General features: G+C 46.8%; 12 protein-coding genes. 8 read left to right on the forward strand and 4 right to left on the reverse strand.

The features are described 5' to 3' along the window. Positions 1–19: 19 nt before the first annotated feature. The 3 genes from MHB37_RS26215 to MHB37_RS26225 all read right to left on the reverse strand — a co-directional run bounded on the left by MHB37_RS26215 (position 20) and on the right by MHB37_RS26225 (position 2392). Entirely contained in the window at positions 20–1039 is a 1020-nt protein-coding gene (locus tag MHB37_RS26215) for an AraC family transcriptional regulator (RefSeq protein WP_341164332.1), read from the reverse strand. A 200-nt stretch (positions 1040–1239) separates the two neighbouring features. Beyond that, a complete protein-coding gene (locus tag MHB37_RS26220) occupies positions 1240–2001 on the reverse strand; it encodes a SagB/ThcOx family dehydrogenase (protein WP_076130854.1) in 762 nt (253 codons plus the stop codon). Positions 2002–2167: 166 nt separating this feature from the next. Next, positions 2168–2392 (reverse strand): LuxR C-terminal-related transcriptional regulator, encoded by a 225-nt coding sequence (locus MHB37_RS26225; RefSeq protein WP_019908812.1) that lies wholly within the window; start codon positions 2390–2392, stop codon positions 2168–2170. Positions 2393–2607: 215 nt separating this feature from the next. Between MHB37_RS26225 and MHB37_RS26230 the strand changes: the two genes are divergently transcribed. From MHB37_RS26230 to nagA, 8 genes are all read left to right on the forward strand, one after another. Further along, positions 2608–2775 carry a hypothetical protein gene (locus MHB37_RS26230; RefSeq protein ID WP_169744806.1) on the forward strand — a complete coding sequence of 56 codons (168 nt, stop codon included), beginning with the start codon at positions 2608–2610 and terminating at the stop codon, positions 2773–2775. A gap of 966 nt (positions 2776–3741) precedes the next feature. Beyond that, a complete protein-coding gene (gene efeO, locus MHB37_RS26235) occupies positions 3742–4629 on the forward strand; it encodes an iron uptake system protein EfeO (protein WP_076305600.1) in 888 nt (295 codons plus the stop codon). A 5-nt stretch (positions 4630–4634) separates the two neighbouring features. After that, positions 4635–5972 carry an iron uptake transporter deferrochelatase/peroxidase subunit gene (efeB, locus tag MHB37_RS26240; RefSeq protein WP_405168684.1) on the forward strand — a complete coding sequence of 446 codons (1338 nt, stop codon included), beginning with the start codon at positions 4635–4637 and terminating at the stop codon, positions 5970–5972. Positions 5973–6210: 238 nt separating this feature from the next. Next, the gene (locus tag MHB37_RS26245) at positions 6211–7815 is read left to right on the forward strand and encodes an FTR1 family protein (RefSeq protein ID WP_256716153.1); all 1605 of its coding nucleotides are present in this window, start codon (positions 6211–6213) and stop codon (positions 7813–7815) included. A gap of 197 nt (positions 7816–8012) precedes the next feature. Beyond that, complete coding sequence (locus MHB37_RS26250) at positions 8013–8993, forward strand: LacI family DNA-binding transcriptional regulator (RefSeq protein WP_076130419.1); 981 nt, start codon at positions 8013–8015, stop codon at positions 8991–8993. Between the two features lie 234 nt (positions 8994–9227). Continuing rightward, positions 9228–10106, forward strand: coding sequence for a MurR/RpiR family transcriptional regulator (locus tag MHB37_RS26255; RefSeq protein WP_076219325.1), 879 nt, complete (start codon positions 9228–9230; stop codon positions 10104–10106). Then, entirely contained in the window at positions 10106–10834 is a 729-nt protein-coding gene (gene nagB, locus MHB37_RS26260) for a glucosamine-6-phosphate deaminase (RefSeq protein WP_341143508.1), read from the forward strand. The genes MHB37_RS26255 and nagB overlap by 1 nt, the downstream gene beginning before the upstream one ends. Beyond that, on the forward strand, positions 10822–12006 hold the full coding sequence (gene nagA, locus MHB37_RS26265) for an N-acetylglucosamine-6-phosphate deacetylase (RefSeq protein ID WP_076130422.1): 1185 nt from the start codon (positions 10822–10824) through the stop codon (positions 12004–12006). Before nagB ends, nagA begins: the two co-directional genes overlap by 13 nt. An 81-nt stretch (positions 12007–12087) precedes the next feature. Here nagA and MHB37_RS26270 read toward each other — a convergent pair whose 3' ends face one another. Beyond that, positions 12088–13122 (reverse strand): YhcN/YlaJ family sporulation lipoprotein, encoded by a 1035-nt coding sequence (locus MHB37_RS26270; protein WP_076281923.1) that lies wholly within the window; start codon positions 13120–13122, stop codon positions 12088–12090. Positions 13123–13294 lie beyond the last annotated feature (172 nt).

The following is a 13294-nucleotide window of genomic DNA, read 5'->3' on the forward strand; positions in this document are numbered from 1 at the left end:
ATCTGTGCAGGATACGGACTTACAACTTAATACCGAAGAGACGCTGCCTGCCGCTGATCAGATATTCTCCTGGACGCACACCGAACTTTTTGCGGAAGGCTGCCGAGAAATGACTCACATTACCGTATCCAACTCTGGAGGCTGCTTCACTTACAGTCATACTCCCTTGTTCCAGCAGCTGCTGCGCTCTCTGCATCCGTTGTTCGATAACGTAGGCATGCACGGTATAACCAAACATTTCCTTAAAGCCCTTTTTCAGCTTGAACTCATTGAGGCATATAATGCGAGAAAGGCCTGCAAGCGTCGGCGGGTGCAAATAATCACGCTGTAAAATCTCCTTAGCGAGCCGCAGGCTCTCCATATCCTCTCTGGACAGCTTGACCGAGCGTGGAATCCGGTCTGCTTCATATAAAGATTCATTGAGATAGACCGCCATAAGCTCCAGCATTTTGCCCTCCAGATAAAGTTCACGCATGCCATGGTTATAGGAACAATCCGCAATCTGCGATAGAATGAAGCGGATGGATGGTGTGATGTTATTTTTTCCAAAAAACAAACCCGCACCAGCTCCGATGCGAAGCCGTGTATCCTCAGTCAGACCACTGGTCATCCGCTCAAATTGTGCAGGGCTCATATCTATGCTGATGAATCGGTACCCCGCTCCACTCAGGTATGTGCAGTTTTCACTTCTTACTCCGCCATGAAACAGCGCAATTTCTCCTGTATCTATAACAAAATAGTCCGATTTCAGCGAGGTCCCCCACTCAATGCCATGCCCCATGCAGAATGCCAGCTCTGTACGCGGAGTGCTAAAATTGCCCTTCGCTTCGATATCCCGATTAAAACAGAGATTAAAATCTGTCATCTGGATATACCCATGGCTAAGCAGGCTGCGGCAACTGCCTTCCCCTATTTCGACTGGAGGTTTAATCTCAAAATGAGCCCCATCAAAACGATAATTATAATCCACCCCTTCACATGTAAGCGTCTTATGGGCATCAATCGTTTCTGCTTCTTTCAGTCCATTGCTTCGCTCCATGCACATCCCTGCTTCCTCTTACTTTGGGTTAATTATATATGCAATGAGAATGATTATCAATTAAACATTACGATTTCCTCTTCGTTCAGACTGAGCAGTTGGGCAAATACACTGGATTATAATCAAAAAAACCTTTCCCACCCCGAAGGGTGAAAAAGGCTTATATGTCTCACTTCCGAAGCCGTATCTAGCCTTCATAGCTACTCTCGTTTCTTCCCAACTGCCCCAAGATAGATAACAAACTCTTCATCGCCGTCTAATTCTAAAATCTCATCTATCAACTTTTGATCATAGATTCCAATTGCGCAAGCACCTGCACCGATGGATTCGCTGGCTAAATAAAGGTTCTGGCAGACATGTCCAACATCGATGAGGATTTTTTTGTGAGCAGAAATATCATACTTCCATTCGGAGCGGTAGGGTGTGGTACTCCAGGCAAACAATACAGAAGCCTTTTTGGCAAAGTTAGGGACAAAGGGCTGATCCAAAGTAATAGCATCAATCTTTTGTTCAAGTTGATCTAATTCAAACATAAATAAGAGCTTATGTTCCACAGGCAGGTATCTATAGATCCCTTGCCCAATACCCTCTACACGCATAATCATTAAATAGGTTTCAAAGGTGTGCGTCGCCCCACTGCAGGGTACAGTCCGCAGCGTAAGTCCGTTCTTATTCATGCCGCTAATCCCTTGGGTAGCCCATAATAAATAGGATAACTCCTCCAGACTAACAGTATCCTCAGAATAGAACCGTGTACTTCTTCTTTGATCTATACAATCAAAAATATTATCTTTACTCACAACGTCTTTGCTGACCTTGGGCAAATCAATAATTAGTGAATCTGAATCAAATGGCTTAACAATTGGCGGTTGTGCAATTCCCTTGATCTTATCTGTTTTGATATGTTTGAATTCATGAAAATTGGATTTCAGAAAATTTCTTTGTTGTTCATATCTGGTCATAACAGATCCTCCTGAACTACCTTAATAGCTCTAATTTATCATGTCATAAAAATCATACGGTGATCTAACTCACTCTTCAGTTGTTTTGGTGAGTAAACAAAAAACCTTCCTTTGCCCCGAAGGGCAAAAGAAGGCTTAAACGCGTCACTTCCGAAGACATGGCCAGCTATATTTTCAGCTCCCCAAGCTTGATCAGCTCGACAACCGCTTGTGAACGGCCTTTAACGTTTAGTTTTTGCATTACATTGGAAATGTGGTTTCGAACTGTTTTTTCGCTGATAAATAATAAGCCAGCGATATCACGAGTCGTTTTGTCCTGCACGAGAAGCTCAAAAACTTCGCGCTCACGATGAGTCAACAGAAATTTGCTGTGGTGTTCGTTCCCCTTCAATGGTGTCACCCCTCCTTGCCCTGGGTTTGTTTGGTATAACAAGGTAAAGGGATACAGTCAAAACATATTATGTAGTGTTGATGTTAATGGTGCTGTCACAAATATAAAATGGGCTTAGTTCATTCAAATGCAAAAGCCTGAAATTTTCATGAATATGAACATCTTTTTTCAGGGCAAACTATGGTTTGTTGTTCTTTATTAAAGGAGGTGTATGTATGAGCCATTCAAAAAACAATCAACCTACCAAAGCAGAAGTACAAACAACGAAATTAAACAAATTACCACTCGTAGGTAAATTCGAACCTGAATTTTCTGCAGAGGAAGCTGCAGAAGTGTTCGAAAACCAACCCTCTGCAGATCATGAATCCCATAATGAACGATAAAAAGCGGATGACGCCTTGATCTTATTCTTAAGCAGATCAAACCTTCAAAGAATGGAACTGTCACATTAACAGCTTAATTAACTATAAATGAGACGGTTCCCTTCATTTAAACATCGTAAACGACTTAGAGCAGCGATTCGCCATTAATGGGAATCGCTGCTTTATGTTGTAGGCTGTTGGCTGCCCGCTCCAATAGTGTATTCACCAGCCCCAACTGAGGCTTTCGGACCCAGATGGCGTTATTAACAAATTTATCGCCTTTTGAGCGAAGTTTCGGACTCCAGTGACGCTATTCCTTAGAAACAGGCTCATATAGGGTACTTTTCAAGCCAATAGCGACTATGCGGTCCGATAGCGACTCAAATATCAAATAATGCTGCATGTAGTGTCATCTGAGTCCTTTAGTTACTGCGTATGCGCAAAAGTTTGCTGGGGCGGTTACTACTGCGTGCACGCAATGGTTCGCCAGGTCGGCTACCCGCTTCAATAGTGTATTCATCAGCCCCTACTGAGGCTTTCGGACCCAGATGGCGTTATTTGCAAAATTGCCGCCTTTTGTGCGAAGTTTCGGACTCCAGTGACGCTAGTCCTTAGAAACAGGCTCATATTCGGTACTTTTCAAGCCAATAGCGACTATGCGGTCCGATAGCGGCTCAAATATCGAATAATGCTGCATTTAGTGTCATCTGGGTCCTTTAGTTACTGCTTATGCGCAAAGATCAAAATATCGGTTACTGCTGCGTTCACGTAAAGCTTCGCTGGCGCGGTTACTATTCTGCTTTTTCAATTGTAATCGGATACATTGCTACAAACTATACTCCCAACCCTGGGAGTTTTTGTCGTGCAATTATTACAATGAGATACATCACATTTTTATATTGACAGTAATTGTATACGGACTTATGATAAGTCCAGCATAATTGATAACGATTATCATTTAGATATAAAAAAAGGGGTGTTTTTTTAATGAAATTTACTTATGCTGTGCCTGCAAGTCTACTTGCGGCCTCCATACTGTTCACTGGATGTGCCAATAACAACAACTCTACAAATACTGCTGCCAACAGCACTACAGCCACCAACGCACCGACGACTGCAGCAGCTACCAACACACCGGAGACTGCCACCGCTGACTTCACGTCAGCTATAGATCAATATCGCACATACGTCATCCAGCAATGTGATGAATTTGTGAAGCAAACAGAGAGTTTCACCAACGCTGTAAAAGAGGACAAGATTGATGAGGCTAAGGCGCTCTATGCTCCTGCCCGCATGTATTATGAACGGATTGAGCCTATTGCAGAAGCCCTTGGTGACTTGGACCCAAATATCGATGCCCGGGAAAATGATGTAGATGCGGCAGATTGGCGCGGTTTCCACAAGCTTGAGAAAGCACTCTGGCAGGACAATACAACTAAAGACATGACAGAAGTTGCTGACCAATTGCTGAAGGATGCACAGCTGCTGCGTGCGAAAGTGGAGACCGTTGAGATCGACGCGAATCTGCTCGTAACTGGTGCTGTTGAGCTGTTAAATGAGGTCTCCTCCTCCAAAGTAACCGGAGAGGAAGAACGTTACTCGCACACAGACCTGTATGATTTCGTCGCAAACGTTGAGGGTGCGCAAAAGATATACGAGCTGTTAAAACCAGAACTAGCTAAAAAAGATGCCGATCTTGAAAAAACCATTGGTGAGCGATTCGCTGCCTTGCAAGCTGAGCTTGCCCCTTTCAAATCCGGAGATGGATATGTTTCCTATGAAGAGCTGAAAGAAGATGAAGTACGTAAACTGAGTCAGAATTTGGACGCCTTGGCTGAGCCATTGTCCAACATGGGAACTATTCTAGGAGTGTGACCCTCATGAATAAACATAACAAGTTCACTGGAGTACCAGGTAATCCTGAAAGTCCCCCTCTTAATGATCAATCGAAGAATGAGCCTATATTTGGTAAAAAATTAAGCCGCCGCGATATGCTGCGGCTTACTGGCGCCACTGGCCTTGGTCTTTTGTTAGGGGGCGGAGGTGTCGGTGGAATTATGGCTGCGCGTAATGCTGTAGCTGAGCCAACGAAATCCGCAGAAGGTGATTCCAGTTCCATTCCTTTTTATGGGAGCCATCAGGCAGGGATTTTGACACCTGCACAGAACTTTATTTATTTTGCTGCCTTTGATTTCACCACAACCAAACTGGCCGATGTGAAAAAACTAATGCAAGCATGGACCACTGCCGCTGCCGCTCTTACTACTGGCGAGCTTATTGGTGACGTAAATGACAACCCCAATCTTCCACCCTCAGACACCGGGGAAGCGGACGGGCTAAACCCTGCACGGTGTACGCTGACCTTTGGTGTTGGCCCTTCCTTTTTTGATGAAAGATTCGGCTTAGCTTCGAAACGCCCAGCCCTATTGACCGATCTTCCGGCATTTGCGGGTGACAATCTTGATCCGAAATGGTGTGGCGGGGATATTTGTGTGCAAGCCTGTGCGGATGATCTGCAGGTCGCATTCCATGCGATCCGTAATCTGGCGCGTATCGCCCGGGGGACTGCTGTACTGCGCTGGACACAGGAAGGTTTTCAACGCACTGGAGCAGCGGATCCCAAGGGGGCTACGCCACGCAATCTTTTGGGTTTCAAAGACGGCACGGGCAATCCCGATACAACCGATAACGCTGAAATGAACAAAGTGGTCTGGAACAGCAGCAGTGACGGTCCTTCTTGGATGAGCGGCGGCACTTATATGGCGGTACGCCGGGTACGTCTGCGTATTGAAGTCTGGGATCGGTCGTCGCTAAGTGATCAGGAGGCTACCTTCGGGCGTTATCGTCACAACGGAGCTCCACTCGGAGCTAAGGATGAATTCGATGATCTGGATCTTTCAGCTGCGGACGCTTCCGGGAAACCTGTCATTCCGGTGAATTCACATTCCGCATTGGCGCATGGTGACGGTACAGTCAAAATGCTGCGCCGCTCCTATTCTTTTTCCAGCGGTTTGGACGTCACCACGGGCCAGCTTGATGCAGGTTTGTTATTCATTAGCTTTCAACGTGATTTAATGAAACAATTCGTTGCCATTCAGCAGCGCCTCTCTAAGACTGATCTTTTGAACGAATATATGACTCACACCGGCAGCGCTGTATTTGCCTGCTTCCCCGGTGTCCGCAGAGGCGGCTTTATCGGGGAAACACTACTAAGCTAAATTTATGGCTGTCCATTATTGAAGGGGGATTATCCCGATGTTATCTCTTACGCATCCTAAACGGCAAATGCCAAAGGTTGCCTTGCTGATTCTGTTTGGCTTTTTGTGTATGCTTTTGCTCTCCAGCCCCGCGGGGGCGGAGGGCGATGGCACGGTCGACGAGCTCCTGCCGCCGGTCGGCAGCGCACTCGTCGAAGCCGGCCAGAGCCGCTGGGACGCGGCCGCGGCCGATGTAGAAGTGTTCGCTGCGCTGTGGCGCACCGCGAACACAGGCACGCCGGACCCGGCACTCGCCGGTCCGGCTGCTGCCGTTGACGCCGCGCTTGCAGACGCGGCGAAAGCCCTTGCGGCGGGCGGCGGCGAGCCCGCCAAAACCGCACTGTCCACGCTCGCGAGAAGCGTGGACGCGTACGTCACCGCCGCCTCCGGCACGGTCGGCGGTGACACTGGAGCCGCCGGACGCGAGACGGCGGCGAAGCTTTTGCCCGCGGCGGAACGCACGCGGGATGCGGCGCGCAGCGCCGACTGGAGCGCGGCAGCGGCAGCGTACCGCGACATCGTCAGCGGATGGAAGCCGGCGGAGCGCAACATCCGGGCGGACGATTCCGCCGTCTACAGCCTGCTGGAGACGCGAATAAGCCTGCTGCGGATTGCGCTGCAGGCTGAACCGCTTCGCGAGGCATCGGCGAAATCGGAAGCAGAAGCTCTGTATCAACTGCTGGCTGATTACAGTGAAGGCAAAACCATTGACGCTGGGGATACTTCCAGTGAACCAGCTTCTATAGAGGGATTAATCAGCTACCTGAACAAAGCATCCTCCGCTGCCAAAGACAATAACAGCACAGAAGCCGCTAACATCATGGAGCAATTCATCGTAGCCTGGCCTTCTGCCGAAGGGCAAGTCCAGATCGCCTCACCAACAGTCTACAACAATATCGAAAATGAGAGTGCGGCTGTCACAGGTTACCTGCTCTCAAATCCGCCTAAACTGGATCAAGCTTTAACCATCATGAACAATATGCTTAGCGAACTAACGCCTTTGGCTGGTGAAACCACTTATAATGCTTGGGATGCCGCTTTGATTCTCTTGCGCGAAGGGCTTGAGGCTATTCTCGTCTTGTCAGCTCTTCTTGCTTACCTGAAACGTGATGGGAACGCCAAAGCGCAAAAATGGATCTGGTCCGGTGCAGCTGTCGGCCTCATCGCAAGTATCGGATTGGCTGTTGTGCTCACTTATACCATTTCTCGGGCAGCTTCCGGGGGAGCACGGGAGATGATTGAAGGAATTACTGGTCTTGTCGCAGTAGTTATGATGCTCACAATCGGACGCTGGTTACATAGCAAATCAAACACTGCAAATTGGAACAACTACGTGGGTAGGCAAGTTGATGGCGCGCTGGCCAAAGGAAACCTTTGGTCACTGTCCTCCGTTGCAGCGCTTGCTATTTTACGTGAAGGTGCAGAAACTACAATTTTTTATGTGGGCATGGCTCCATCCATCAAGCTGTCTCAATTACTGCTTGGGATTGGATGTGCTCTGATTATTCTTGGTATTGTAGGTTATGCAATTATTGCCTTGAGTGCAAAATTACCGATTGCCGCCTTCTTCCGTACAGCTACAATTCTGATTTATTACCTAGTATTCCGCTTTCTTGGGGAGAGCATTCACTCGCTTCAGGTTGCCGGCAAACTTCCTGCACATGTACAAGAGGGCTTGCCTTCAATTAACTGGCTTGGCATGTATCCCACTTGGGAAACCTTGCTTCCACAGCTGCTTGTCCTGTTGTTTATTGTGTGGGAGCTGTTTCGGAACAGATCGCCAAAGGCTTCACGAACAGCTTAGTTTTATTAATACAATAGATATACCGGTCCGTCACGCCCTTGTGGTTACGCCGGTTTAGTCCGGTAATCTCTTGCATTTACAGTCTAATTTATGAAATGGATTCCATAGCAAGCTTTTTATTTGGGAGGTAATTTGCGGACAATATGATAAAATAAAATGACTATACACAAGCACAAAAGGGAGGCTGTTGTACTCTAATGGCTAATATTAAAGAAATTGCCCGTATGGCTGGTGTTTCTGTGACAACAGTCTCGCGGGTGCTCAATAATCACCCTTATGTAAGTGAAGTCAAACGAACCGCAGTCCTAAATACTATTGAAAAATTAAACTACACGCGTAATATGAACGCCGTGCATCTGATCACTGGGCGGACTCAAGCTATAGCTGTTATTATTCCGTATACCAACTTATTTTATTTCTCAGTCATTATTGCAGGCTTGGCTCAAGAAGCACTGCTGGCTCAATACCGGCTCGTTCTCTGCCAAACCGATTATCGTACGGAAGAAGAAATTAAGGTGCTTGAGATGCTGCGGAACAAAGAAATTGACGGTGTAGTTATGGTCTCTTCAACAATGAGCTCAGAAGCTATTGAAGAATATACAGCTTATGGTCCTATTGTGGTATGTCAGGATAGGGGAGAACGCCAATTTTCTTCTGTATATATTGAGCATTATTCTGCTTTTCGCAGTGGCCTTCAATATTTGAATGATAAAGGTTACCGCCATATTGGCTACTGTGAAGGAAGACCACACGGCAGCAGCAGCTCTATCCGCCAAATTGCCTTTAGAGACTTTCTAGAAGCTACAGATCAGCCTTACAATGATGAATGGATGATCTATAACTGTCTGACCGAAGAGGACGGTGCCCGCGTACTTCACCAACTGCTGCAGATGAAGAATCGTCCTGATGCCCTGATTATTTCAGCAGGCGATCATATAGCGGCTGGTTTAATCATCGAAGCTTGGAAAAAGGGTATCCGCATTCCTGAGGATTTGGCCGTCATTGGATTTGATGATCAGCCTATCGGCCGAACGTTAGGTCTGACCACTGTAGATAATCAGTTAACTGAAATGGGCATATCCGCTTTTCGGATTATCTATGATCAGATCCAGCGAAATGATGGACAACCCGTTCATCGCAAGCTTGAGTACCGTATTATAGAACGCAATACAGTATAGTATAGTATCCTTTTCATCTTATATCTCCGTAATTACATCATTTTAACGGTCCACTTTGCAGCCTTCTGCGAGTAGACCGTTTTTTATTTTTGCATATTCCCCTTTAGTATTCATTTTTATCCCTTGCTTCCGAATGGAATTTGTTTTATCCTAAATATGAAAATAATTTTCTGCATTTAGTTAATAATCATAAAAATAATTTCAATACCCCATTGAAACGAGGTGGATGAATGGATGTCCCCAATACTGCATGCACTCGAGCATGAGAAGGCCAAGCTCTCTCAAATGGAACGAAAGCTGGCTGAACGAATTCTCTCCTCACCAGGCGAAATCGTTCATATGGGCATTACAGAATTAGCAGAACAATGCGGAATAAGCCCGGCAACGATCACACGTTTCTGTAAGGTGCTTCATTTTAAAGGCTTTCCGGATTTCAAGGTGAAGCTGGCAGCAGAAATTGCTCATAGTGATGCCGCGCCGCAGGATGGTGGCTCTTCTTATCAAGATATTGTAGCCGGCAACCCACTCTCCGTGATTGTGGAAGCGATGCAGACGAACCATCTGACCTCCATCCGGGATACTACCTCACTGTTAGATCTGGAGCGATTGCAGGCAGCAGTTCATTTATTGTGCCAAGCACGCCGCGTTGATCTGTACGGGATGGCGACCTCTTCCATTGTCGCTCAGGATTTCTATCAGAAGCTGATCCGCATAGGCGTAAATTGTACTGCTTTTGCTGATTCCCATATGCAGATTACCTCTGCTTCATCACTCTCCGAAGGTGATGTCGTATTTGCAGTATCCTATTCGGGAGAGACTCCCGAGACCATTGATGCCTTGATGTGTGCGAAGGCTAGCGGAGCAAGCACTATCGCACTAACCTCTTATGGCAGCAGCACCTTGGCTACTCTGGCGGATATCCCCCTATTCTCCTCATCTTTGGAGAAAGGCATGCGCCGGGGAGACATGGCCTCACGCATAGCTCAGCTTCACATCATTGATATTTTGTTCACTGGAATGGTCAGCACCCGTTTTGGGGATTTTATTCCTAGACTGGAGCAATCTTATCTCAATGTCCAACAATACCGAAACAAACGAGGAGGACAATCCTAATGAATATTCTAAAGTTCCATAGTGATGAAGATTTCGTACAAACGGGTGCGAATCTTATCGCCAGCCTGCTGCAAAGCAATCCTAAAGCCGTGCTCGGTCTTGCGACTGGAAGCTCCCCTGTTGGGGTTTATGCCAAATTGGTTGAAATGCACCAAAAAGGACTTGTGAGTTTCTCTAAAGCAACTTCCTTTAATCTGGATGAGTATATCGGCTTGCCTGTCGACCATCCACAGAGCTATCGCAGTTTCATGAACGAGCAATTATTTAACCATATAGATATTGATCCAGGACAGACACATATCCCTGACGGAAACGCAGCGGATATGGAAGCAGAATGCCTTGCATACGATAAAATGCTGGAAGAAAACGGACCCGTTGACTTGCAGATTCTCGGTATTGGCAGCAACGGCCACATTGGATTCAACGAACCCGATGCTAACCTCAGCAGCAAAACCCATGTCGTCGACCTGCTTGAAGATACCCGGGAAGCAAATGCTAGATTCTTTGACAGTTTGGATGAGGTCCCTCGGCAAGCGATCACAATGGGCATTGGAGGCATCCTAAAAGCACGCCAAATCCTCTTATTAGTTCGTGGTGCCGGCAAAGCTGAAGCCATCCGCAATGCTGTTGAAGGCCCGATTACAACCCAATGCCCTGCATCTTTGCTGCAGAGCCATCCAAATGTAATCGTTCTCGTAGATGAAGGAGCAGGCAAATGGCTGAAATAAATAAAGAACTAGAACAGTTGCTGTTCGGTAAGGTACTGACTCCCCAAGGTTTAATTGAGCACGGTGTGATTGCCGTATCTGGAGAGCAGATCCACTATGCTGGAGATGCGGCTTGGCTTCCAGAGCGTTACGCGCATTGGCCTGCCAGTGGTCAAGCAACGGATCTTCTGATCCCCGGATTTGTAGATGTACATGTTCATGGTGGAGCTGGCCACGACTTTATGTACAGTGATACTGAATCGCTGAATGCCATCACTAAGTTCCATAGTTCCCAAGGAACAACAACAATGCTGGCTACAACCATGACCGCTTCCAAGTCTGCTATTGACCAAGTATTCTCCGAAGTCAGCGCTTATCGCGCTGCTGAAATGCCTTACACACAAATCGCAGGCATGCATTTGGAAGGACCCTTCATCAGCCCGAAATGGTCCGGCGCACAAAATCCAGAGCATATTGTTCCTGCCAATATTGAGTGGCTAGCACAATGGGAGAACGATTATCCAGGAATGATCCGGCAAGTCACGCTTGCTCCGGAACGTGAAGGTGCCCTCGAAGCTATTCTCTGGCTGCGCAAGCACGGTATAACTGCAGCGCTCGGGCATACGGATGCCTCCTTTGAAGAGGTTATTGCCGCAGCAGATGCTGGACTTAACCAAGCCGTGCATATGTTCAATGCGATGACACCCCTACATCACCGTAAGCCTGGAGCGGCTGGAGCTATTTTGTTCGATAAGCGCATTCGCGCAGAGATTATAGCCGACGGGATTCATGTTCATCCCGCAGCCATTTCTATATTGACCCGTCTCAAGAAAGAGAACAATTTATTACTGATTACTGATGCCATGTCTGCAACTGGACTTAGTGATGGTGAATATACAATCGGTGATTTACCTGTACTCGTTCAAGATGGCATCGCTACCCTTAAAGATAATCCCGCTGCTCTAGCTGGAAGCACACTAACGATGATTCGCGGCTTCCGTTATCTGATCCAAGAGGTAGGACTCACCTTGGAAGAGGCCTCCCGCGCTGCAAGCCTTACGCCAGCGGCGTCCATTGGAATGGAACGAAGCATTGGCTCCTTGGAGGCTGGAAAACGCGGCGATATCCTACGCCTTGATGCTGAATTTAATATTCGCGGCGTATGGATCGGCGGACGTCCAATCACCACTTAATAAAATTAGCTCCAAACAAAAAAGCAACAATTCTCTCCAGATGGTGAGATTGTTGCTTTTTTATTTAGATCACAAAAATCATTAATAATTACGAGTTGGGAAAATTCGTTCAACCATGGTGCGGAATTCATCCACAAATCCTTTTATCGGATGACCGGCACGAGCCTCTTCAGCATAAACATTGGCGCGTTCCACGAAGTCAGGATTTGCTGATACGTATACATCCTTAATTCTCGCATCATGTTTTTTAACTTCCGCAGCAATTTTATCTTTAATTGCTTTGGTAACTGTTTCTGTTTCTCTTGTATTTATGGTGTTATTTGTGTTATTCGTGCTATTGGTGTTATACATATGCGTCGAATTACTTCTGTAATTCGTATCATGGGTACTAGGAGTGGTACTGCGCATGCCCATTCCCATTCCAGTTCCCATACCTTTTCCCATCCCCATATCTACATCATGTTTCGAGCCATTGCTGTTCAGCAGAGGACCATTATTATAAGTATGGTTTCTTGTCGTACCTGTTCCCATAGTACCTGTACCTGTTCCTGTTCCCAACATATCCGCTCCCAAATTACCCATGCCATTGATTCCATTTCTGGTTGCCGGTCCAGTACTTGTTGTACCAGGAACTGTATTTACAGTACCTTTTAAGGCTCCGTTCATACCATTGGTTACGGCTCCAGTATCATTCATTCCATCACGGCCAATTTTCACTCTTCCTGTACCAGACATTACGCCAGTCGGTCCGTAATTGTGAGGAGTGGTTGAGGATTTTGCCCGATACGATGGAGTCCCTTTGGCACGCAGGCCAGCAGTTGCATCGTTTAAAGTTACTGCTACATACGCGCTTTTCCCTGCAAGCATTACATTCGCTGAGCGGACTTCAGGCATTGCAGCAATCCGGTCTGCAAGCTCCTGACTAACTTCCATCTTAGTGATGTTATGCGTGCCACCGCGTACGGAATTCACACCAATACGCCCATCATTTACTCCCCGGACACTATTGGTTTGCACATTCGATTTTTCTGCCGTATTGGTTCCACACCCTGTAATACTCACCAAGCCGAGAAGCAATGCAGCTGAGACTGACATACTGATCTTGGATCGCAACATGAATTCATCCTCCATCTCTAATGTTGTATGTGTGCAGTGTACGATCGTTAGGATGACCTTCTGAAGAACAAGCTATCCTGAAAGGATTTGGAACTATGCCGCTTTGACCGTCACCCGCGAGTGCAGATCGGCGTATCTTATAAACAGTAAGCCATATCTCAACAAGTCGGTA

Origin of the sequence: Paenibacillus sp. FSL H3-0286, from assembly GCF_045040705.1 — a bacterium.
GTDB lineage: Bacteria > Bacillota > Bacilli > Paenibacillales > Paenibacillaceae > Paenibacillus_AQ > Paenibacillus_AQ odorifer.